Raw genomic sequence first — 22877 nt, 5'->3', positions numbered from 1 at the left:
GCACGAGTCGTCGGCTTCTCTGCGCGCCGAACGGGTTTCTTCAAGATCAGAACCCGTCCGGACCTGCATTGGATGCCGAAGGCGCGAGCTGGCTGCCGATCTGATGCGGGTCGTGGCGCAACGTCCTGTCGAAAGTGGACAGGGGTCTGTCGACAGTGGGCAGACAGTTGTGGTCGTTCCGGATCCGCGGCGCAGACTTCCCGGGAGGGGTGCGTGGTTGCACCCCTCGTCGGCTTGTCTGAGCCAAGCAGTTCGGCGCCGAGCAATCGGCAGAGCACTACGAGTGTCCGGACATCTGGATATCTCAGCCCTGGAGCATTACGTAGAGAACAGGCACGAGCACTCATGAGCACACCGTGAAGTCCCAGAAATGATCGGCCTTCGAAATTAGTCGAGGTCGTGCGCGCGTCCCGTCGTGAAACGGGCTGCCGCGCTCGACCTCTGAGTGAGGAGAGCAGTGGCAGGCAAGGCCCGCGTGCACGAGTTGGCTAAAGAACTCGGTGTCACGAGCAAAGAACTACTCGCGCGGCTCAAGGAGCAGGGCGAGTTCGTGAAGTCGGCGAGCTCGACGGTGGAAGCACCCGTCGCGCGCCGGCTGCGGGAGTCGTTCCAGGCGAAGAGCGCCCCGGCGAACGGTTCCGCCAAGACGGCCAAGCCCGGACCCAGCACGTCTGAGCGTCCGGCGGCGAAGCCGTCCCCGGCGTCCGGTGGCCCGCGCCCCGGACCCCGTCCCTCGGCCCCCGCGCCGAGCCCCGCGCCCAAGCCCGCGGCGGCACCCGCCGCCGAGGCGGCCCCGGCCGCCCGCGCTGAAGCGCCCAGCCCCGCGTCGGCGGCCCGCCCGGCCCCCGCGCCCAAGCCCGCCGTGCGCGAAAACGCCGCTCCCGCAGCGTCTTCCGCCCCGGCGACCCCCGCGCAGCCGCGCACCGACACCCCGCGTCCGGCCGCGCCCGGCCCGCGTCCGTCGGCGGCTCCGCAGCCGAACGCCGCGGCCCCGAGCCCGTCGGCCGCGCCGCGTCCGGCCGGTCCGAAGCCGGGCCCGAAGCCGCCGCGCGTCGGCAACAACCCCTTCTCGTCGGCTCCGGAGCGTCCCGCTCCGCGTCCGGCACCCCGCCCGGGTCAGCAGCAGGGTGGACCGCGTCCCGGTCCCGCCCAGGGCGGCCCGCGTCCGGGTCCGCAGGATCGCGGTCCCCGTCCGGGTCAGGATCGTGGCCCGCGTCCGGGTCCCGGTCAGGATCGCGGCCCCCGTCCCGGTCCGGGTCAGGGCGCTCCGCGTCCGGCCGCTGCCGGTCAGGGCGGTCCCCGTCCCGGCGGTCCGCGTCCCAGCCCCGGCTCGATGCCTCCCCGCCCGAACCCGGGTGCCATGCCCGCGCGCGCTCAGCGCCCGGCCGGTCCGGGTGGCGGCGCGGGTCGTCCGCCGCGTCCGGGTGGGCCCGGCCAGGGTGGTCCGCGTCCCGGTGGCGGTGGCGGCGGCTACCGCGGTGGCGGCGCTCCCGGCGCCGGTGCCGGTGCCCCGGGTACCGGTGGCGCTCCCGGTGGTTTCCGGGGTCGTCCCGGTGGTGGCGGCGGTGGCCGTCCCGGTTCCGGTGGTGGTCGCGGCGGTGCCGCGGGTGCCTTCGGCCGTCCGGGTGGCGCCCCCCGCAAGGGTCGTAAGTCGAAGCGGGCCAAGCGCGCCGAGTACGAGAACCAGCAGGCTCCGATCGCCGGTGGCGTGCGGCTGCCCCGCGGCAACGGCGAGATCGTTCGCCTCGCCCGCGGCGCCTCGCTGTCCGACTTCGCGGAGAAGATCGGCGCCAACCCGGCCGCTCTGGTCCAGGCGCTGTTCAACCTCGGCGAGATGGTCACCGCTACCCAGTCGGTGAACGAGGAGACCCTCGAGCTGCTGGGTTCGGAGATGAACTACGTCGTGAACGTGGTCTCCCCGGAGGACGAGGACCGCGAGCTGCTCGCCAACTTCGACCTCACCTACGGCGAGGACGACGGCGACGAGGACGACCTGCAGGTCCGTCCGCCGGTCGTGACCGTCATGGGTCACGTCGACCACGGTAAGACCCGACTGCTGGACACCATCCGCAAGGCCAACGTCCGCGAGGGCGAGGCCGGCGGCATCACCCAGCACATCGGCGCCTACCAGGTCGAGGCCAATGTCAACGGCGACGACCGACTGATCACCTTCATCGACACCCCCGGTCACGAGGCGTTCACCGCCATGCGTGCCCGTGGTGCGAAGGCCACCGACATCGCGATCCTCGTGGTCGCGGCCGACGACGGCGTCATGCCGCAGACGGTGGAGGCCATCAACCACGCGCAGGCGGCCGATGTGCCGATCGTGGTGGCGGTCAACAAGATCGACAAGGAAGGCGCGAACCCGCAGAAGATTCGCCAGCAGCTGACCGAATACGGTCTGGTGGCCGAGGAATACGGTGGCGACACCATGTTCGTCGACATCTCCGCCAAGCAGGGCACGAACATCGAGCAGCTGCTCGAGGCCGTCGTCCTGACCGCGGACGCCGCCCTGGATCTGCGGGCCAACCCGGACATGGACGCGCAGGGTGTGGCCATCGAGGCCCACCTCGACCGCGGCCGCGGCCCGGTGGCCACCGTTCTCGTCCAGCGCGGCACGCTGCGCGTCGGCGACTCGATCGTGGCGGGCGACGCCTACGGTCGCGTGCGCCGCATGGTCGACGAGCACGGCGACGACGTCGAGGCGGCCCTGCCGTCGCGGCCCGTCCAGGTCATCGGCTTCACCTCGGTGCCGGGCGCGGGTGACAACCTGCTCGTGGTCGAGGAAGACCGCATCGCGCGTCAGATCGCCGACCGCCGCAACGCTCGCAAGCGCAACGCCCTGGCCGCGCGCAGCCGCAAGCGGATCTCCCTGGAAGATCTGGATGCCGCTCTGAAGGAGACCTCGGAGCTGAACCTGATCCTCAAGGGCGACAACTCCGGTACCGTCGAGGCCCTCGAAGAGGCGCTGCTCGGTATCGACGTCGGCGACGAGGTGCGCCTGCGCGTCATCGACCGCGGTGTCGGTGGCGTCACCGAGACCAACGTCAACCTGGCGTCGGCCTCCAACGCGATCATCATCGGCTTCAACGTCCGTGCCGAGGGCAAGGCGACCGAGCTGGCGAACCGCGAAGGCGTGGACATCCGCTACTACTCGGTCATCTACCAGGCGATCGACGAGATCGAGAAGGCCCTCAAGGGTCTGCTCAAGCCGATCTACGAGGAGCACGAGCTGGGTCGGGCGGAGATCCGCCAGATCTTCCGGTCCTCCAAGTTCGGCAATATCGCGGGTTGCTGGGTGCTCTCGGGCTCGGTCAAGCGCAACGCCAAGGCGCGCCTGATCCGCGACAACGTGGTGGTCGCCGAGACCACCATCCAGTCGCTGCGCCGCGAGAAGGACGACGTCACCGAGGTTCGCGAAGGCTACGAGTGCGGTATGACCGTGGGCTTCAACGACATCAAGGATGGCGACATCATCGAGGCCTACGAGCTGCGGGAGAAGCCGCGCGACTAGGAAGCAGTACACGATCCCGCCGGACCCGTCGTGGTCCGGCGGGGTTGTGCCCCTTCCCTTTCCGGGTAACCGTGCGCGCATTCCCCGGGGCGCGTTCATATGACTGAAAAGATGTTTTTCGGAGCGCTCGAGTTCGATATCTTGCTCGGTGATGTGCATTCACTGAAGGAGAAGCGCTCTGTCATCCGCCCGATAATCGCGGACCTGAAACGGTTCGACGTGAGTGTGACCGAGGGCGGAGATCATGACCGGTATCGGCGATCATTGCTCGGTGTGGCAATGGTCAGCTACGGCATGAATCACCTGACCGAGGTGCTGGACAAGTGTGAACGGCACGTCGCCAATCGTCCGGAGTTAGAGTTGCTGTCGGTGCGCCGTCGCATCTTCGGACCCGAAGACTGAAGAAGTGAGGAGGGCTCGCAATGGCTGATCAGGCCCGAGCACGCCGACTCGCAAAACGCATCTCGTCCATCGTCGCCACGGCGATCGAATACGAGATCAAGGATCCGCGACTGCGGTTCGTCACCGTCACCGATGCCAAGGTGACCGGTGATCTGCGTGAGGCGACCATTTACTACACCGTCATGGGCGAGACCATCGACGCCGAGCCCGATTACGCGGAGGCCGCGGCCGGACTGAAGAAGGCCGCGGGCATTCTGCGGTCCAAGGTCGGCGCGGGCACCGGGGTGAAGTTCACCCCGACCCTGGCGTTCAAGCTCGACACCGTGCCGGATGCGGCGCGTGAGATGGAGGAACTGCTGGCCAAGGCCCGCGCCGCCGACTCGCGCGTGGCGCAGGTGGCCGTCGGCGCGAACTACGCCGGTGACGCGAACCCATACAAGTCGGACGAGGACGAAGAAGACGACGAAGCCTGACCCGCCGTGACCCCCGTCGATGTCACCCCTGCCGTCGAGGTTCTCGATGCCGCGAAATCGGTGACGATTCTCTGCCACGTCCAGCCCGACGCCGACACCATCGGCAGTGGGCTGGCGCTGGCGCAGGTGCTGCGTCGACGCGGGGTCCCGGTCGTCGTCTCCTTCGCCGAACCGGCCGAGCTGCCGGTGTCCATGCGGTCGCTGCCCGGCACCGAGCTGTTGGTGCGGGCGGATCAGGTGCCGCGCGCGGTCGATGTGCTGGTGTCCGTGGACTGCGGCAGCGTCGGGCGGCTCGGCGCGTTGCGGGACCGAATCGACGGTGCCGCAACGACTTTGGTGATCGACCACCATCGGTCCAATACCCGCTTCGGGCAGGTCAACGTGGTGGACGAGGCCGCCGAATCCACGGCGGGGGTGATCGCCCGCATCCTGGATGCCTGGGGCGAACCCATCGACCGCGATATCGCACATTGCCTTTTCGCCGGATTGGTCACCGACACGGGCTCGTTCAAGTGGGCCCGGCCCGGCTCGCACACGCTGGCCGAACGGTTGCTGGCCACCGGTATCGACGGTGCGGCCATCACCCGGACGCTCATGGACACCCATCCCTTCGCGTGGCTGCGCATGCTGTCGCGAGTTCTGGCCTCGGCGCAGCTGATTCGCGACGCCGCGCACGGTGCGGGCCTGGTGTACGCGGTGGTGCGCCGCGAGGACACCGACGCCGTCCGCTCCGAGGAGGTCGAATCCGTCATCGACTTGATCCGCACCACCGCCGAGGCGCAGGTCGCCGCGGTCTTCAAGGAATCGCGTGCCGAGGCCGACCACTGGACGGTCTCGCTGCGTTCCCACGCCAATGCCGACGGCAGCCCGGGTATCGATGTCGCCTGCGTGGCCACCGCGCTCGGCGGCGGCGGACATCGGTATGCCGCGGGCTATTCCACCGTTGGCGAGCTGGACGTCCTGGTCGAGGCGCTCAAAGCGCGCCTGAGTGACTGAGCCCACCGTCGGGGTCGAGCGTGAATCACCGCACCGGCGGGCACCCGCGGCACGGTGACACGGTCGGCGGATCTCGTTGCGCCGCCGCGTGGTTCGGGCCCGAGCGGCGCTGTGATCAGCGATCATCGCGATTTGCTATGAAATAACGGGGTCGGCAGACTCCCGGGGAACATTTTCGTCCTTGGGAGTCACAACAGTCATGGTCCGAGCCACCCGCCTCGCCCTCGTGCTGGCGATCGCCACCGCGATCGCCGCCTCCACCGCCACCGCTGCCGCCACCGCCGATCCGGCCGCGTCCAGCGGTTCCGTCGGCGTCACTGCGCCCGCCGCACCGAGCGTCGCGCGGGCCCTCACCCCGGCCGAAAACGCCGAACTGGTCGCCCTGTCCGACCCCGACACCCTGACGGACCTGCACGAGGGGCAGCGGCGGATGGAGCGGATCACCGACATCCTCACCGGGGCCAAGGATCGGCGCGGCATCTTCGCGGTCTTCTATCGCAATATCCTGCGTGATGCGAATCCGCTGTTGGACGCGGGTGACTTCGACGATCCGCAGTGGGCGCGCGCGGTGAGCTTCGAGTTCTTCCGGACGTATCTGGAGAACCTGCACGGGCATCTGACCGGCGGTCCGGTCACGCCGGGCTGGCAGCGCTACTACGCCATGGCCGCGGATCCGACGCGGTCGGCGGGGCGGGTGGCCGCCGCCGCGTTGGACGCGCATCTGCTCGTCGACTTCCCCAAGGCCATTGCCGCCACCGATACCGGGGTCGATCACACCCGGGACTTCTTCACCATCGGCGATTCGCTGATCAACACCACCGATCACATTACCGACGAGTTGAGCGCGCTCTACGGGGCGAAACTGGCGGGGTTCTTCCACCTGTACTTCGTCGGACGCGCGGCGGATGTGGTTCTCGGGCAGGGCAATACCAGCTACGTCATGTTCCAGAGCGTGCGCGGGATCGCGCTGGCCTCCGGTATCGCCATGCGGGACGCCGCGACCCGACGTCCCGCCGAGGCGAGCATGCGGGAGCTGTACAACCTGGCCGAATCGGTGTTCAACGGACTGGAAGCCGTCGGCCAGATCTGAACCGCCGGAAGGGGTTTCAGTCCGGCAGGCCGAAGACGGTGACCCCCTTGGGGGTCTCCACCCGGTAGCCGAGGTTGATGGTGGTGGTGGCCTGCGGGGCAAGATCCTGTTTCCAGGTGAGGATTCCGAGGTCGTCCCGGTTGGCCGGGGGCGGCTTCAGAACCGTTTCCTTGACGGTGACATTGGTGTCGTGGGCTACCGGGAGGCGGTCCAGGACGGTGACCGTGGTGGGGCGCGCGCCGTGGTTGGCGACGGTGATCGTGTACTCCATCTCGATGCGGCGGGACGAGCCGAGGGTGGCCTTGGAGACATTGCGGCGCACCAGTTCTCGCTCGACGCGGATGCGGTCGTCGACGCCGAGGGCGAGCTCGCGTTCCTCGCCGGGGGCCCAGATGTCGAGGGTGGTGGCGCCGACGTATTCGCTGTCGTTGAACAGGGAGGCGCGGCCGCGGGGGAGGGTGTGCTCGGAGGTGTTGCGGGCGGTGGCGCGCAGGATGGCCTCGGGGGAGCGGGTGGGGGCGGTGACGTGATCCAGGTCGGCCTCGAGATCGAGGGCCGTGATCAGGGTGCGGTGTTCGGTGCCGTCGGCGGCGATGGCCACCGGACGCTGCGGTGCGTAGGTCGCGGCGGTGGCGCCGTGGTCGACGGTGGTGACGGCCTCGCGGACCTTGGGTGCGGGCGGAGGCAGTGGCGGGGCGCCGGCGGGGGCGGCCGCGGCGAGCATCTGCGGGGGAGCGGCACCGTCGAGATCGTCCGAGATGGACCGTCGCGCACGGCGTTTCGGCTCGGGCGGGGTGGTGCTCAGGTACCAGGGGTCGAGTTCGGGGATGTCGAGGGCGACGGCCGGGCGGGCGGTCGAGAGTTCGAGGCGGCATTCGGGCCAGTCCTCGCCGGTCCGCTGACTGACCAGGCCGAACCAGCGCAGCGACAGGCCCTTGTCGTCGATGCGCAGGTCGTAGGTGCTCGACCAGGTCGCGCCCGGGACCACGTAGGAGAGTTCCAGTTCGGCGGTCGTCGGTGCGGCGGCGTCGACGGTGATGATCGCGGCGCGGATATCGGGCCGGTTCTTGCGACCCAGGTCCGCCAGCTGCCGTTCGAGCGAGTTCTTCTCGCGAATCTTGTCCTGCCGCAGGCGCGCTCGATCGCGGCGTCCGGCGTGAATCGCGGCGTACTGCGCCTCGAGGCTGTCGCCGAACGCGGCCACCCGCTCATCCGACGCCTTCGCCAACGACCCGGCCGACTTGTGGACGAGCCGCTGCAGGAATTCGACACGGGCGTCCGCGGCCTTGTCCGCATCCGCGAGCTCGGTCAACTCCGCATCGACCGCATCGCGGCGCGCGGTCAGCTCCGTCACCTGCTCATCACTGGGCTCCGGCTGCCGCTCGGTGACGATATCCACCCCGAGCACCGTCACCTCCCCGCGCCCGGCCACCCGAATCGAATCCCGCAGTAGCTCCAACGGCAGCGGCGAAACCCGCACCCGATGCTCACCCGCCTCCAGCATCGCCTTCCCCGACCGGGTCACCCGCGCCCGATCCGGATACACCGTCACCGCCGCAATCGCTGTCTCGAGATCCACCATGCGGACCAGCCTGCCCGAGCCCCCGCCCCGAGTCGACGAAAATCCGCCCACCGCCACCCCCACACCGGAGAGTCGCCACGAACACCGCGGGTCGCGAGGGACCCGCTCCCCAACGTGGACACGGACATATGTCTACCCGGCCATGAATTCCGACCGGCCGGTTGGCGGCTGAGTGGGGGTGTCGGGGGCGTATGGGATGGTGAGCGGATGAGCAGCACCGAGGTTTTCGGCGATGCGGGCGAGGATCCCGGATCTATCGACGCGGGTCAGGGGGTCGGGGAGTCCCAGGGTTCGCGGGTCGCGCGTGGGGCGGAGGCTGCGGCGGCGGGGCCGGGGCGAATTTTGGGGATCGCGATTCCGACGTTGGGGGTGCTGGTCGCGGAGCCGATTTATCTGCTGTTCGATATGGCTGTCGTGGGGCGGCTGGGGGCGTTGGCGTTGGCGGGGCTCGCGGTGGGCGGGTTGATTCTGGCGCAGGTCAGTTCGCAGTTGACGTTCTTGAGCTATGGGACGACGGCGCGGGCCTCGCGGCGGCATGGGGCGGGGGATGAGCGTGGGGCCGTGATCGAGGGGGTGCAGGCCAGTTGGATCGCCGTCGGGGTGGGGCTGGCGATCGTGCTGGTGGTGCAGGTGTTCGCGGGTCCGATTACGCGGGCCATCGCGGGTGGGGACGATATTGCCCGGGCGGCCGAGTCGTGGGTGCGGATCGCCTTGTTCGGGGTGCCGTTGATCCTGTTGTCGATGGCGGGGAACGGGTGGATGCGCGGGGTGCAGCAGACACGGCGGCCCTTGATGTATGTGCTTGCGGGGCTGGTGGTTTCGGGGATTCTCTGCCCGACGCTGGTGCACGGTTTGTTGGGTGCGCCGCGCCTGGCCTTGGAGGGGTCGGCGGTCGCGAATCTGGTGGGGCAGGCCATTTCCGGTGGCCTTTTCGTGAGCGCGCTGTGGCGGGCCAAGGTGCCGCTCGCACCGCACCTCGAAATCATGAAGGCGCAGTTGGTACTCGGCCGCGACCTGATCGTGCGCAGCCTCGCCTTCCAGGCGTCGTTCGTGTCGGCGGCAGCGGTGGCCTCTCGCTTCGGCGCGGCCTCGGTCGCCGCCCACCAGCTGGTCTTGCAGATCTGGAATTTCCTTGCCCTGACCCTGGATTCGCTCGCCATTGCCGCGCAAACCCTGGTGGGCGCGGCCCTGGGTGCCGGAAACGCGCGCGGCGCACAGGGTTTGGCCCGCCGCATCACCGCCTGGTCGACCACCTTCTCCCTCGCCCTGGCCGCGATCTTCGCGGCCGGATACGCCGTCATCCCTCAGCTGTTCACCACCGACCCCTCGGTCCTCGACCGAACCCATGTGGTCTGGTGGTATTTCGTCGCCATGATCCCGGTCGCGGGCGTCGTCTTCGCCCTCGACGGTGTCCTGCTCGGCGCGGGCGACGCCGCCTTCCTCCGCAACGCCACCCTCGGCTCCGCCCTGATCGGCTTCCTCCCCCTGATCTGGCTCTCCCTCGCCTACGACTGGGGCATCGGCGGCATCTGGACCGGCCTGGTCGCCTTCATGCTGCTTCGCCTGATCGCCGTGGGCTGGCGGGCGCTGTCGGGCCGGTGGGCGCGAGTCGGGGCCGAGATCCCAGGACGGACGGCGTAATCAGGGTTGGCGGCGTAGGGGCATCACATGGCATTCCATCGGTAGCAAGCCACGGCTGCCGCCGATGACACTGTCTCCAAGCGGTTTTCGAGAAATGGAGACAATACGATGGCGACATTCGTTCTGGTGCCCGGCGGCTGGCACGGTTCCTGGTGCTACGACGGGGTGGTGCCGTTGCTGGAGCGGGCCGGGCATACCGTGCACGCGCTCACCCTGTCCGGTCTGGGGCCGGACGACGATGAGGTGACCGTCGCGACCGCCAATCTGGACACCCACGCCGACGATGTGCTGCGGCTGTTCGATCGAGCCCGGCTCACCGACGTGACGCTGGTCGGTCACAGCTACGGCGGGATGGTCATCGCCGCCGCGGCCGACCGCGCTCGCGGCCGGGTCACCCGCCTGGTGCACCTCGACGCCTACGTCCCGCACGACGGCGAATCATGCTGGTCCGCAACGAACGACATCTACCGGCAGCGGTTCATCGCGGGCGCGGCGGGCATCGGCTATGCCGTGCGGCCACCGGAGGGCGGCGATCCTCGTCGCCGTCCCCATCCGTTCGCCTCGCTCGTGCAGACGGTCCGGTTGACGGGCGCGTTCGACGAGGTGCCCCGCCGCGAGTTCGTCTACTGCTCCGGATGGGAGGACGCGACGCCGTTCACCGCGCAACGCGACCGGCTGCTGGCCGATCCCGGCTGGCAGGTCCACGATCTGCCCACCGTCCACAACGCCATGCGTGAGGACCCGCGGGCCGTCGCGGCGATCCTGGCGGGCACGCCCGCTCGTTCGCAGGAACCGGCGATCAGTCGGTAGCGCCGTTCGCCTGTGCGGCGGCCTGTTTGGCGAGGTTCTCGGCGACCTCGGCTTGCCAGTTCTTGTTGGCGTGGGTGGTGTCGACCTCGTATTCGAAGCGGTCGGTCATTTCGGGTTTGATGTCGGCGACGTCGACGTAGAACTGTTCGTACCAGCGGCGGTGTTGGTAGACGGGGCCGTCTTCCTGGGTGAGGAGGGGGTTGTCGATGCGGGTTTTGTGTTTCCAGATCTCGACGTCTTGGAGGAAGCCGACGCCGAAGCTCTTGCCGAAGGCCTTGGCGAGTTTTTCGGATTTCTCCGGCGGCAGGCCCTTGATGCGTTGGACGCTCACGCCCCATTGCAGGACGAAGGAGTTGTGGGTGACCGGGTAGTGGCAGTTGATGAGCGCCACCTCGACGGTGTTGTCGCCGAAGTCGTTGTGCAGGTAGTTGATCATGTAGGAGGGGCCGAAATACGAAGCCTCCGAACGCAGGAGCGACATCTCCTGCGAGTAGTTGGACTTCGCGTGAATGTCGGGGCGGCCCTTGGAATGCAGGTACTGGGTGGCCACGTGCCCTTCGAACACATTCTTGAAGTACACCGGGTACGCGAAGTGAATGTAGAAGAAGTGCGCCATATCGACGTTGTTGTCGATGATTTCGCGGCAGTGCGCGCCCTCGATGAGGAGGCTGTTCCAGTCCCAGTCGCTCCACTCGTCGGTCTCGATGCCCTCGATGTGGGGGATCGCGACCTCGGGCGGCGGCGGATTGCCCTCGGGATCGTTCCAGACGAAGAACTGCCCGTTCTCCTCGCAGGTGATCCAGGATCTGGTGCGCGCCAAGGGCGGAACGCGGCGGGCGTACGGAATGGCGGCGCATTTGCCGTCGCCGCGCCACCGCCAATCGTGGAACGGGCAGGCGATATTGTCGTCCTTGACGCTGCCGTAGGACAGATCCGCGCCCATGTGGCGGCAGTAGCCGTCGAGGGCGTGTATCTCGCCCTTGCTGTCGGACCAGATCACCAGTTTGGTGCCGAAGGCGTTGATCGAGTGCGGTTGCCCGTCCCGGAAGGTCTCGGCGAGCCCGAGGCAGTGCCAGCCGCGGGCGAACCTCGTCATCGGCTCGCCGACATCGATGCTCCGATAGTGCTGACTCATGCGCGTCCTCCGTGCTCGAGGTTCCCCTCGCCGAGGCTAAGCACTGGTGCTTGGTAGAACAAGTGTCAGTTTATCGGAGCTCCGGGATCAGGACCTGCGATAGCGGCGCACAACGACTTTCGCGGGGCGAATGGAGCGATCACCGACGGTCAGACCCGGCTGTATCACCGACTCGACGGTGCGGTCGGCGTCCTTGTCGTCGGTGTCGGTGAGTTCGGCGGCCTCCATGACATCCGGATCGAAGGCCGCGCCGCGGAACGGCGTCACCAACTGGCCGCCGCGCTCGGTGAGCATGCGCTCGACGCGGCGGCTGATGGCCTCGAAACCGGGGCGGTCGGCCTCGGAATTGGAGGTGGAGGCGAAGGTCTGGGCCAGGCCGTGCAGGGCGAACAGATCGCGAATCAGGGGCGCGTCGGCCTCGGCGCGCTCGTCGCGGATCTTCACCTTCGCCTCATCGGCTAGTCGCTCGATGGTGGCGGCCTGTCTGGCGATGACCCGCGCGAGGTCGTCGATGCGTTCGGTGATGCGGTCGAGGGACGTCGAGGACACCTCGGTGGTAGTGGGGACCTCGGTAACAGCGGCCGCCGGGGCTGGATCGGTCATGCTCGAACCATAGACCCAGCGGTCGGCGCTGACTGCTACCATCGCCCACGTGGGGGTCTACGGAATCGATCTTGGCACAACGAATTCGGCAATCGCGGCAATCGACGCATACGGCCGACCCGAGGTGCTGATCGGGCTGAAGGGCGAACCAACCGTTCCCTCTGTGGTCTTGTTCGCCTCGGCCACCGACCACGTGGTGGGCGAGGGCGCGCGGCGACAGGCCCGCCTGGATCCCGAGCACGTGTGCACGCTGGTGAAACGCCGCATGGGGGATGCGGAATGGCGGTTCGGGGCGCACGGGCAGCTGTGGTCCGCGCCCGCGGTGTCGGCGCTGATTCTGAAAAGCCTTGCCGCCGATGCCGAATTCTCCGGCGGCGAACCGGTGCGGCGCGTGGTCATCACGGTGCCCGCCTACTTCGGTGACGAGGAGCGCCGCGCCACCATGCAGGCCGGGACGTATGCCGGATTCGATGTGGCGGGCGTGCTGTCCGAACCCATCGCGGCGGCGCTGTCCTACGGGTTCGGGCGGCTGGACGGCGGCATCGAGATCGACAAGGGCCCGGCCCGGGAAACCGTGCTGGTCTACGACCTCGGCGGCGGCACCTTCGACGCCACCGTCATCGAACTGGCCGATCGACGCATCTCGGTGCTGGCCGTGGAGGGCGATCACCAGCTCGGCGGCGCGGACTGGGACGAGCGGCTGGCGCTGCATCTGTCCCAGAAGTTCTGCGCGGCGAACCCGGATGCCGAAGACCCCCTGGATGATTCGGTCGGATCGCAGCTGCTGGTGCTGGCGGCCGAGCAGGCCAAGCGCGAACTCACCACCGCCGAGCGCACCGAAGTCGTGATCGCCCACGACGGCGCGCGGGCGGTCATCGAGGTGACCCGCGATGAGCTCGAGACCATGACGGCCTCGCTCATGCGCCGCACCCTCGATCTGACCAAGGCGGTGCTGGCCGCGGCCGAACAGCGCGGGGTGCGGCACGTGGATCGGCTGCTGCTGGTCGGCGGCTCCTCGCGCATGCCGATGGTGGCCGAGCAGCTGCACAAGGAATTCGGGCTGTCCGGGGAGCTGCGCGATCCGGATCTGTCGGTGGCGCGCGGTGCCGCGCTCTACGGCGAGAAGCTGGAGATGGAACGGCTCGTCACCGCCGATCTGGTGACCCGCGGGCGGCTCCGCGATCATGCCGAGCTGAGCGAGGCCGCGCCCGCCGATCTGGAGGCCGCGCTCAAGCGGGTGGCCGACTCCTTCGGGCAGCCGGTTGCCTTGGTGCGCCGCATGATCGAGATCCAGGTCGACACCGTGGTGTCGCGGGGCTTCGGGGTGCTGGCGCTGGATCCGTTCAATGGGCTGGCGGCCAGCTGGCTGGTGCATCGCAATCAGACGCTGCCCATCAAGGTGCGGCGCTCCTACGGCACGGTGCGCGCCGATCAGGATCAGATCGAGCTGACCATTGTCGAGCAGCAGGGGCAGGCGGCCTCCACCCGGCCCGAGGACACGAAGGTATTGGTGGAGGGCAGGATTCGTGATATCCCTCCCGGGTATCCGGAAGGCAGTGAAGTCCGGGTGACCTTCGAGATGGGATTCGACGGCGTGCTGCACGTCACCGCCTACCACGTGGACGCCGACATGCCGTTGACGCTGTCGGTGCAGACCGGCGCCACTCTCTCGCAGGCGGATGTCGAGCGCGAACTGGATCAGCTGCAGCGCACGCGCCGCCGCGAATCTTGAATCGACCCGCCGGACCCCGGAAACCCATGCACGCCTTCGACCCCAACGACTATCGCAAACGAGTACTCGCCGCCGTGGAGCGTCGGGGCGGCGTCGAGGAATCGGATGCGTTCGAGCTGTACGACATTCCGCTCGAGGAGGCCGCGCGGCTCGGCGATGCCGAGGTGGCGGCGCGGGTCGCCGAAGTGTGGGCGTTCTGGCAGAAGCAGCGCGACCATCCCAAGTATCGGGTGCTGGTCGGGCTGCTGGTGGACGCGCACCGGGAACTCTCGGAACCGTTGCTGCAGACCGGGTCTCGGCTCATCGAGGCTGATCGGGTGCGGCAGTTGCGTTCGCGCCGCGAGGCCGAACGCTACGAGATGCTCGATGTCGCCATCGAGCGACTGGTGCAGCGGCACGGGGGAATTCCCGCCGCCAAGATTCCCGGGCTCGAGGACATCGGCCGCATGGGTGGGCTGTCGCTGGCCGAGATCGCCGCGCACATTCGCCGCCATCGCATCATCGACGACGGCCCGACGGCGACGCCGCCCCCGACCGTCGAGCTGAGTCCCGAACGGCGGCAACAGATTCGCAAGCTGCTCGCCGAATACGAGCGCCTGCTCCCCGGCGACCCGGTGCCCACCCTGCTTTCGCTGCTCGGCCTGGACTACTCCGCCGCCCACCGCACCTCCGAGATCCGCCTGCGCGCGGAGGCCTTGCGCGCCCGCACCCGCGAACTCCCACCCGGCCGCGTCCGCGTGGTGCTCGACGAACTCCTCGTCCACGTCCGCGACATCCTCGAACCCGGCGGCGACATCGTCGACGCCTACCTGCTGGTCATCGTCGAGACCGTCACCGACGACCTCCGCCCGAAGGTCCGCGCCGCCGTCCTCGTCGAAGACCTCCTGGTGGCAGCCGATTTCGACTACCTCGTCCGCGAAGCCATCCGCGCGGGCCTCGACCACCCCACCGCCGAACGCGTCCTGATCACCCTCACCGACGAACTCGGCACCGTCGTCGAGGGCCGCGAACATCTCGCGGCCCAACCGAAAAGCGGCGGCGCGCGCGACTATTCGACCGGGTCGAGCGCGGGGCAGGGTGGGGCGGGAGCTCCTGCGCCGGAGCGGTGGCAGGAGATTCCCTATTCGGGTGGGCGGCCTTGGGAGGCGGCGTTGCGGGCGGCGCGGGCCGCGTTGCGGGGTGGGCGGGTGAACGAGGCGTCCGTGTTCGTGGCGGATGCGCGGCGGAATATTGGGGACGACAGTGTCGGGGCGACCTCGGTCCGGGCGGTTGCCGAGGAGATCGAGCGGGTGTTGGCCGAGGCGGTCGTGCATTGGCGTGGGGCCGTGTCCTGTTGCGCCGGAAAGCGATTCGTGGAGGCGCTGGCCGAGCATCTGGATTTTCTGGATCGGCGGGCGAACGATGTGCCCAATCCCGATGCGCGGGGGGACAGTCGGGAGCTGTTGATCGGACGGGCCCGGGCGGCGGTGATCGAGGCCGGGCGGATGTTCGAGGAGGTGCCCGGTGGGCCGCCGCAGGCGCGGTTGCGGGCGGTGTTGGACGTGCTCGGGGTGTGCGCCGATCATCCGGAGGCGCTGGCGGCGCTGGCCGAATTGCAGGTGGGTGCGCCCGGGCAGGTGACCGCCCGCCGCCAGCCGGACGGGACCGTGGTGATCGCGTGGACCGCGTCGGTGACCGAGCAGGTCGAGTACCGGGTCAAGCGGTTGCAGGGCGACGGGGCCTGGCGGGTGGTGGGCCGAACCCGGGGGACGGAACTCGAGGACGGCGGGGCGGCGCCCGGGCCGGTGCCCGTGTACGGGGTGGTCGCCGCCGTCGGCGGGCAGACCTCGGAAATGACTCGCTCCGACGGCAATTCGGCGAACGAGGCCGCAGCCGAGGATATGGACCCCCAGCCCAGCGGCATGCCGACCGTGCGCGGCCTCACCGCCCAACGCGGCCTGCTGGTCTTCGAATGGCCCACCGGCCTCACCGAGGTCATGGTGGTGGCCCGCCCCGACGCCCCACCCGTCGACCCCGAGGATCCCCACGCGCGTCGCTGGAAGGTCACCAATATGCGCTACGAAATCGACGGCGGCGTCCGCATCCCACCCGAAATCCCCCGCCCCTGCCACGTGGCCGTCGCCTCCTGCCGCCGCGACCCCTCCGGAATGCTCACCGTCGCCACCGGATTCGCCCCCACCGCCAGAATTCGCTGGGTCGGCTGAGCGATCGCCTGGTACCGCCGCGATCTTCGGGGCCCCTCACCGCCGCGGACAGGCCGTCGAGCAGGCCGCGTGCGCCCCCACCGCCCGGCATCCGCTGGGTCGGTTGAGCCCATTCGCCGCGCGATTCGCCGGGTCGGTGGCGATCGGCCGCGCGGGGGCGTGGGAATCTGGTGGGGGTCGGGGCTGTTGGTCAGTACCGGTCGTGATCAGAGAGGCGGAGCTGGGTGAATCCGAAGTTGATGGCGGTGAGCGACATCCATGTCGGTCATCAGGGCAACAAGCCGGTGGTCGAGGCGATCCGCGCGGATTCTCCCGAGGACTGGCTGATCCTGGCCGGTGACGTCGGGGAGAAGACCGATGACATCCGGTGGGCCCTCGAGACCCTGCGGGGCCGCTTCGCCAAGGTCATCTGGGTGCCGGGCAATCACGAATTGTGGACCACCTCAAAGGATCCCGTGCAGATGCACGGCGCGGCCCGCTACGACTACCTGGTCTCGCTGTGCCGCGATCAGGACGTGCTCACCCCCGAGGACCCGTTCCCGGTGTGGGAGGGCGCGGGCGCGGAGCACTACGGCGGCCAGGTGACCCTCGCGCCGCTGTTCCTGCTCTACGACTACTCCTGGCTCCCGGCGGGCGCGAAGACCAAGGCCGAGGGCCTGGCCATCGCCAAGGACCGCAATGTGGTCGCCACCGACGAATACCTGCTCTCCGCCGAGCCGTATCTGACCCGCGACGCCTGGTGTCACGCCCGCGTCCAGTACAGCCAGCGCCGCCTCGACGCCCTGCCCGCCGACACCCCGCTGGTCCTGATCAACCACTGGCCGCTGGTCCGCCAGCCCGTCGACATGATGTGGTACCCGGAGTTCGCGCTCTGGTGCGGCACCGACCTCACCGCCGACTGGCACACCACCTACAACGTGGTCTGCGCCGTCTACGGTCACCTGCACATTCCCCGCACCACCTGGTACGACGGCGTCCGCTTCGAAGAGGTCTCGCTCGGCTACCCCCGCGAGTGGCAGCGCCGCGGCCTGCCCGACCGGCTGCTGCGGCAGATCCTGCCCGTGCCGGACTACGGCGACACCCTCAACGAGTGGGGCGGCCACTTCAAGATCACCCCCGAAATGCGTGCCGCCGCGCTGAAAATGAAGGAGTCCATCGAGCGCCGCCGCGGCCTCGCGTGACCCGCCGCTGAGAAAACACCGTGAACTTCGGCCGCGGTGCGCCCGCGCCGCCGGTTCGGCCGTATTTCCCAGCATGATGGTGGGATGGTTGAGCGGGTGAGCGCATGCGTACATTGCTGATTTTGATCGTCGTGCTGGTGGCGGCGGTGATCGTGGGGGACCGGGTCGCGGTCGTCATGGCGCAGAACGAGATTGCCCGCCGCATCGCCAGCGAGTACAACTTGCCGCAGCAGCCGAGCGTGCGCATCGGGGGCTTCCCGTTCCTCACCCAGGCCGTCGACGGCACCTATCACGATATCGATATCCGCGTCGGCGACTGGAACGACAAGGATGTCTCCGTCCACGGTCTCGATGTGAAGCTCACCGATGTCGCCGCGCCGCTGGACGATATTCTCAACGGCCGCATCACGAATCTGGTCGCGGCGTCCGCCACCGCGAACGGCGTGGTCGCCTACGACACCGTGCAGCATTACGCGCCCGACGGCATCGAGTCGATCACCTATGGTCCCGACGGCATGGAAGCCAGTGGGAAGTTCTCGGTGCAGGGCATCAAGGTGCCCGCCAAGGTGGTCGCGACCGTCGCGGCCACCGATGACGGCATCAAGATCACGCCGGTATCGGTGCGTCCCGCGGCGGGCGGGCCCGCGATTCCCTTGGCGCTGGTGAGCGAATCTCTCGCCTTCACCGTGCCGTTGAAGCAGCTGCCGCTCGGCGCGCATCTGACCACGATCAAGGCCGCTTCCGATGGCATTCACGTTACGGCCGTGGCCAAGTCCGTGCACTTCTCGGACCTGCCGAAACCCTGAATCGTCGCCATTTTGGACGAATGACCAGTAAAGTCCTGGGGCGGTCGCCTACCGGGCGTGGTTGGGCCGCAAACGGACTGGTCTGGGAGATTATTCGGACATGAGACGCTCACGAATGCTGTGCTCGATACTGTCGACGCTGGCGATACTTGCGAGCGGGTCGGCCACGGTGGCAGCGGCACCGGCGGATATCGCGGGAGGGGGATCCGGCAGCGCGAGCGGGTCGGGATCGGGGAGCGCCAGCGGATCCGGCACGGGCAGCTCGGGCGCGCCGACGAGCGTGCCGTCGCTCGGGTCGGACTTTCTGTGGGGTGTGGCCATGGCGGGCTTCCAATCCGAAGGGCATGCGTCGGACAGCAATTGGAGCCGGTACGCGAACTCGGGGAAGGCGCACGACCGCTACGGTGACTCGGTCGACTTCTTCGACCGATACGCCGAGGACATCGACCTCGCGGCCGGAATGGGCTTGAAGGTGTTCCGGCTCAGCATCGAATGGGCGCGGGTGCAGCCGCAGCCGGGAGTGTGGGACGAGCGCGGATTCCAGTTCTACGACACCGTGATTCAGAAGATTCGAGCCGCCGGGATGCGGCCGATGCTCACCCTCGACCACTGGGTGATTCCGGGGTGGGAGTTGGATCGCGGCGGGTGGAAGAACCAGGGCATTGTGGCGGACTGGCTCACGAATATGCGACGGGTGGTCGATCGGTACGCGTCGTACGATCCGATGTGGGTGACCATCAACGAGCCGATGGGGTATGTGGCGCAAGAGATTCAGATCGGTGATATCGGTCTGCTCGACGCCCTGCCGATGTTCGACCGACTGGTGCAGGCGCACAACGGGATCTACGACTACATCCACCAGCGCCAGCCCGGGGCACGGGTGACCAGCAATATCGCCCAGTATCCGATCATCCAGAATCTGACGGACCTGCTGTTCGCCGATCGCATCCGCGGCAAGCTCGACTACATCGGCATCGACTTCTATTACGGTGTCTCGCTGCAGCATCCGCCGACCACCGCCCTGGTCGGCGAGGACCTGTGGAACAACGCCATCGAACCCGAGGGCATCTACTACGACCTGCGCACCTACACCGAGAAATTCCCCGGCCTGCCGATCTACGTGGTCGAGAACGGCCTCCCCACCGACAATGCCGCCCCGCGTAGCGACGGCTACGACCGCGCCGACCACCTGCGCGACACCGTCTATTGGCTCCAACGGGCGAAGGCCGACGGCATCGATGTGATCGGCTACAACTACTGGAGCCTCACCGACAACTACGAATGGGGCAGCTACTCACCGCGTTTCGGCCTCTACACCGTCGACGCCAAATCCGACCCCACCCTCACCCGTCACCCCACCGGCGCCGTCCCCGCCTTCCGCGCCATCACCACCCACAACGGCGTCCCCGCCGACTACCGCCCCACCCGCAAACCCGCCCTGTGCTCGATCGTCACGCCACTGGAGAGCTGCCTCCGCCCGGTCTCGGTGCCGTAGGTCCTGTCAGTCGGAGGAGAGGCGCAGGCCGCCCGCGAGGGCGTCGGCCATGGTGTGGAGCAAGGGGTTTCGGGTGGTGGCGCGCCAGGCGGCGGCGTAGGTGATGACCAGCGGGCGCGGGTGGAGGGGCCGCCAGACCAGGCCGGGGACGGTGGCGGTGCGGGCGGAGCCGACGCCGATGGCCTTGGGACGCAAGGGGAGTAGTTGCAGCATTTGGGCGTGGCTCATGGCGCTGTCGCTGAGGACCACCGACGCGCCGCGCTCGCGGAGTTGGTCGAGGACCGCATCGTGGACCTCGGGCGCGGTGTCGCGCGGGAACATGATGAGCTCGTGGTCGCCGATGCGGGCCGGTTCCACCGAAACCTCTGCGGCCAAGGGGTTTTCGCGGGACATGACGATCCCGAGCTGCTCCTCGGCGATGGGCGTGTAGGTGAGATGCTCGGCCAACCGAACCGGCAGCCGCAAGACCGCGAGGTCCACCTCGTCGCGATCCAACAGCCGCGCCTGATCCCCGCTCGTCCCGGTGGTCAGTGTCACCCGCACCCCCGGCTGCCGCGCCTTCAACAGCGCCTCGATCCGCCCCGGCAACCACTGCGGCGCACCGTTCACGATCCCCAACCGGAACACCGCGTTCCCCGGCTGAGCCACCGCCCGCGTCTCGCGCAGCGCGACCTCCGCCGCATCCAGCACATTCCGCGCGGTCTTGAGTAGCACTTCCCCCGCCGCGGTCAACTCCACCCCGTGGTTCCCCCGAATCAGCAGCGGCCCACCCACCTCCCGCTCGATGGCCCGGATCTGCTGACTCAGCGTCGGAGTCGATATGAACAATCGCTCCGCCGCCCGCCGAAAATGCAGCTCCTCGGCCACCGCAACGAAGTACCGCAACTGCCGCAACTCCACCCTTGAACTGTAGGCGGCCCCACCCGCGTTGGGAGAACCCGCCGACAACGGGGTGGATGGAGTCCTATGCCCAACCGGGGTTGGAGGAGGGCTGGGTGACGGTGGCCCAGCGTTCGGCGATGCGGCGGCCCTGGAAGCGCCACAGGACGAAGCCCTGGAAGGTCATGGGTTGGCCGGTGGCGCGGTCGGTCCAGTGCCAGACGTTGCGGCACATGACCTTGTCGCCCTCGGCGAGCATGTCCAGGACGCTGACGTGCAGGTCGGGCATGGCCTCGTACATGCCGAGCATCATCTTCTCGTCGCCGGTGAGGTCGGTGGGTTGGCCGCCGGGCCCGTCGTGGTCGAGGAAATCCGGGGTCATATTGCGGTGAATGACCGCGGCATTGCGCCGATTGACGAACTCCTCGAAATGGTCGGCGACGAACTGCTTCATGGAATCCAGGGACAGATCGGTGGCCATGATCGCCTCCTCTGAAACGGTCGTACGACCTTTCCATGGTGCGCCGATTCCCCGCCGCCCGTATCGCTTTGGGCAGCGATAGGGCAGCCGATCGTCAGAGGTTGGCGGGGCGGATGACCAGGAGCGAGGAGGCGCGTTTGCCGGATTCCTTGACCAGGGCGATGGCCTGGCCGGTGGGGTCGATCGCGGCGTAGACGCCTTCCAGACCAATCGGTTCCAGCCAGCGGCCGTTGCGGAGGTATTCGGCCTGGGCGTCGGTGATGTCGCGGGTCGGGAAGGCGGTGCGGACGGCGGCGTCGATGTCCAGGCTCAGCATCGGCTCGTCGGCCGCGGCGGCCGCGGACAACTCGTCCAGGGTGCGGGCGTGCTCGAGGGTGAAGGGGCCCACCCGGGTGCGGCGCAGAGCGGTGAGATGGCCGCCGACACCGAGCTTCTCGCCGAGATCGCGGGCCAGGGCCCGAATATAGGTACCCGAGGAGCACTCCACCTCGACATCCAGATCCACGAATTGGGTTGTGCCGGTATCGATATCGCGGCGCGCCAGCACATCGAAGCGACTCACCGTGACCGGGCGCGCGGCCAACTCCACCTCCTCGCCCGCGCGGGCACGGGCGTAGGCACGCTCACCATTGATCTTGATGGCGCTGACGGTGGCGGGCACCTGCTGAATGTCTCCGGTCAATTCGGCTATGCGCGAAGCGATCTCGGCATCGGTGAGATGCCCGGCCGCCGTCGTAGCGGTGACCTCGCCCTCGGCGTCGTCGGTGATCGTGGACTGACCCAGCCGAATCGTGGCGGTGTACGCCTTCGTGGTCAGGATGAGCTGCCCGAGCAGTTTCGTGGCACGCTCCACGCCCAGCACCAGCACGCCGGTCGCCATCGGATCGAGCGTGCCCGCATGCCCAACCTTCTTGGTGCGCAACAGACCTCGGCACTTGGCGACCACGTCGTGACTGGTCCACCCGCCGTCCTTGTCGACGATCACCAGCCCGCCGAACGCATCCACCCGAGGCGGCAGCTTCTCCCGCCGCGGCGCGTTCTGCTTGTCGCGCTTGGTCTTGGTGCGCTCGTGGGTCTGCACCGTGCCGGATTCGGTTCGGGTGGTGCCGGATTCGTCGGTCATCAGGCCTCCACGATCGCGGTCAGGATGAGGCCGTCGGAGATCAGCCAGCGGCCGTCGAAGGAGGTCAGGGGGGAGCCGCCGTCGGTGGTGTGGCCGGGGATGAGGAGGTCGCTGTGGAAGGTGCCCTCGCCGCCGGATTCGGACTCCCGATCCACGGTGAAGGTGATGTGGGCGTCCTCGAAGCCCAGCCAGCGGCCGGTCAGCGGATTCCACGCCTTGTAGGTGGCCTCCTTGGCGCAGAACAACAGTCGATCCAGGTGCAGGCCGGTGCCGGGCAGCACCGCGGTCAGCCATTCGCGTTCGGCGGGCAGGCTCACCGAATCCAGCACGCCGTCGGGCAGTTGCGCATGGGGTTCGGCGTCGATGCCGATGGAACGGAACCGCAGCCGGTGCGCCAGAGCCGCGGCCCGGTAGCCGTCGCAGTGGGTGAGGCTGCCGACAATGCCGCGCGGCCAGGCGGGCGCCCCTCCCTCGGTCTTGCCGATGGCGACCGCGGGCTCGCCCAGCTGGCTCAGCGCCTCGCGGGCGCAGTAGCGCGCCCCGATGAAATCGCGCCGCCGCTTCTCCACCGCGCGGGCGATCAAATGCTCCTCGCCGGGATGCGGTTTCAGATCCTCCGGGTACACCGTCAGCTCGGCCGCGGCCACCCCGTTGGGGAGGATTCTGCCGAGAATGCGCGCCGACCCCGTATTTCCCGAGGGACCGTGATTCGCCGCGACTGCCCGCTCCT

General features: G+C 68.5%; 21 protein-coding genes. 13 read left to right on the top strand and 8 right to left on the bottom strand.

The window, feature by feature from the left end; all coding sequences use genetic code 11:
• The first annotated feature begins 103 nt into the window (after positions 1–103).
• From VMT65_RS14700 to VMT65_RS14675, 6 genes are all read left to right on the top strand, one after another.
• Positions 104–349 carry a YlxR family protein gene (locus VMT65_RS14700; RefSeq protein ID WP_326308749.1) on the top strand — a complete coding sequence of 82 codons (246 nt, stop codon included), beginning with the start codon at positions 104–106 and terminating at the stop codon, positions 347–349.
• A 108-nt stretch (positions 350–457) separates the two neighbouring features.
• Positions 458–3514 (top strand): translation initiation factor IF-2, encoded by a 3057-nt coding sequence (gene infB, locus VMT65_RS14695; protein WP_326308748.1) that lies wholly within the window; start codon positions 458–460, stop codon positions 3512–3514.
• Positions 3515–3625: 111 nt separating this feature from the next.
• Positions 3626–3916: a DUF503 domain-containing protein gene (locus VMT65_RS14690; RefSeq protein WP_326309182.1), complete on the top strand. Its 291-nt coding sequence runs from the start codon at positions 3626–3628 to the stop codon at positions 3914–3916.
• A 20-nt stretch (positions 3917–3936) separates the two neighbouring features.
• Positions 3937–4389: a 30S ribosome-binding factor RbfA gene (gene rbfA / locus VMT65_RS14685; protein WP_326308747.1), complete on the top strand. Its 453-nt coding sequence runs from the start codon at positions 3937–3939 to the stop codon at positions 4387–4389.
• A gap of 6 nt (positions 4390–4395) precedes the next feature.
• A complete protein-coding gene (locus VMT65_RS14680) occupies positions 4396–5385 on the top strand; it encodes a DHH family phosphoesterase (protein WP_326308746.1) in 990 nt (329 codons plus the stop codon).
• 199 nt (positions 5386–5584) lie between these two features.
• Positions 5585–6475 (top strand): DUF5995 family protein, encoded by an 891-nt coding sequence (locus VMT65_RS14675; protein WP_326308745.1) that lies wholly within the window; start codon positions 5585–5587, stop codon positions 6473–6475.
• 16 nt (positions 6476–6491) lie between these two features.
• Here the strand turns inward: VMT65_RS14675 and VMT65_RS14670 are convergent, their stop codons facing one another.
• The gene (locus tag VMT65_RS14670) at positions 6492–8057 is read right to left on the bottom strand and encodes a mucoidy inhibitor MuiA family protein (RefSeq protein ID WP_326308744.1); all 1566 of its coding nucleotides are present in this window, start codon (positions 8055–8057) and stop codon (positions 6492–6494) included.
• 207 nt (positions 8058–8264) lie between these two features.
• Between VMT65_RS14670 and VMT65_RS14665 the strand changes: the two genes are divergently transcribed.
• Together VMT65_RS14665 and VMT65_RS14660 are read left to right on the top strand one after the other, a co-directional pair.
• Positions 8265–9698 carry an MATE family efflux transporter gene (locus VMT65_RS14665; protein ID WP_326308743.1) on the top strand — a complete coding sequence of 478 codons (1434 nt, stop codon included), beginning with the start codon at positions 8265–8267 and terminating at the stop codon, positions 9696–9698.
• Between the two features lie 108 nt (positions 9699–9806).
• The gene (locus VMT65_RS14660; RefSeq protein ID WP_326308742.1) at positions 9807–10508 is read left to right on the top strand and encodes an alpha/beta fold hydrolase; all 702 of its coding nucleotides are present in this window, start codon (positions 9807–9809) and stop codon (positions 10506–10508) included.
• On the opposite strand, the gene VMT65_RS14655 is transcribed toward VMT65_RS14660, so the two are convergent.
• Positions 10498–11643 carry a Rieske 2Fe-2S domain-containing protein gene (locus VMT65_RS14655; protein ID WP_326308741.1) on the bottom strand — a complete coding sequence of 382 codons (1146 nt, stop codon included), beginning with the start codon at positions 11641–11643 and terminating at the stop codon, positions 10498–10500. The two genes, VMT65_RS14660 and VMT65_RS14655, sit on opposite strands and share 11 nt — an antisense overlap.
• Positions 11644–11730: 87 nt before the next feature.
• Positions 11731–12246 carry a nucleotide exchange factor GrpE gene (gene grpE, locus VMT65_RS14650; RefSeq protein WP_326308740.1) on the bottom strand — a complete coding sequence of 172 codons (516 nt, stop codon included), beginning with the start codon at positions 12244–12246 and terminating at the stop codon, positions 11731–11733.
• A 49-nt stretch (positions 12247–12295) separates the two neighbouring features.
• On the opposite strand from grpE, the gene VMT65_RS14645 reads away from it, so the two are divergent.
• The 4 genes from VMT65_RS14645 to VMT65_RS14630 all read left to right on the top strand — a co-directional run bounded on the left by VMT65_RS14645 (position 12296) and on the right by VMT65_RS14630 (position 18169).
• A complete protein-coding gene (locus tag VMT65_RS14645) occupies positions 12296–13978 on the top strand; it encodes an Hsp70 family protein (RefSeq protein ID WP_326308739.1) in 1683 nt (560 codons plus the stop codon).
• A gap of 26 nt (positions 13979–14004) precedes the next feature.
• Positions 14005–16182 carry an Ig-like domain repeat protein gene (locus tag VMT65_RS14640; RefSeq protein WP_326308738.1) on the top strand — a complete coding sequence of 726 codons (2178 nt, stop codon included), beginning with the start codon at positions 14005–14007 and terminating at the stop codon, positions 16180–16182.
• A gap of 239 nt (positions 16183–16421) precedes the next feature.
• On the top strand, positions 16422–17363 hold the full coding sequence (locus tag VMT65_RS14635) for a metallophosphoesterase family protein (protein WP_442790250.1): 942 nt from the start codon (positions 16422–16424) through the stop codon (positions 17361–17363).
• 104 nt (positions 17364–17467) lie between these two features.
• Positions 17468–18169, top strand: coding sequence for an LmeA family phospholipid-binding protein (locus VMT65_RS14630; RefSeq protein ID WP_326308736.1), 702 nt, complete (start codon positions 17468–17470; stop codon positions 18167–18169).
• Positions 18170–18259: 90 nt separating this feature from the next.
• On the opposite strand, the gene VMT65_RS14625 is transcribed toward VMT65_RS14630, so the two are convergent.
• Entirely contained in the window at positions 18260–18490 is a 231-nt protein-coding gene (locus tag VMT65_RS14625; RefSeq protein WP_326308735.1) for a hypothetical protein, read from the bottom strand.
• Here VMT65_RS14625 and VMT65_RS14620 point away from each other — a divergent pair.
• On the top strand, positions 18489–19664 hold the full coding sequence (locus VMT65_RS14620) for a family 1 glycosylhydrolase (RefSeq protein ID WP_326308734.1): 1176 nt from the start codon (positions 18489–18491) through the stop codon (positions 19662–19664). The two genes, VMT65_RS14625 and VMT65_RS14620, sit on opposite strands and share 2 nt — an antisense overlap.
• A 6-nt stretch (positions 19665–19670) precedes the next feature.
• Here VMT65_RS14620 and VMT65_RS14615 read toward each other — a convergent pair whose 3' ends face one another.
• From VMT65_RS14615 to npt, 4 genes are all read right to left on the bottom strand, one after another.
• Positions 19671–20564 (bottom strand): LysR substrate-binding domain-containing protein, encoded by an 894-nt coding sequence (locus VMT65_RS14615; protein WP_326308733.1) that lies wholly within the window; start codon positions 20562–20564, stop codon positions 19671–19673.
• A gap of 64 nt (positions 20565–20628) precedes the next feature.
• Positions 20629–21024 (bottom strand): ester cyclase, encoded by a 396-nt coding sequence (locus tag VMT65_RS14610; protein ID WP_326308732.1) that lies wholly within the window; start codon positions 21022–21024, stop codon positions 20629–20631.
• A gap of 94 nt (positions 21025–21118) precedes the next feature.
• A complete protein-coding gene (gene truB / locus VMT65_RS14605; protein ID WP_326308731.1) occupies positions 21119–22147 on the bottom strand; it encodes a tRNA pseudouridine(55) synthase TruB in 1029 nt (342 codons plus the stop codon).
• A complete protein-coding gene (npt, locus tag VMT65_RS14600; protein ID WP_326309181.1) occupies positions 22147–22821 on the bottom strand; it encodes a 4'-phosphopantetheinyl transferase Npt in 675 nt (224 codons plus the stop codon). Before npt ends, truB begins: the two co-directional genes overlap by 1 nt.
• Between the last annotated feature and the right edge of the window lie 56 nt (positions 22822–22877).

Origin of the sequence: Nocardia sp. CDC153, assembly GCF_035818515.1 — a bacterium.
Lineage (GTDB): Bacteria > Actinomycetota > Actinomycetes > Mycobacteriales > Mycobacteriaceae > Nocardia.
This window is presented reverse-complemented; position numbering and strand designations above follow the sequence as displayed.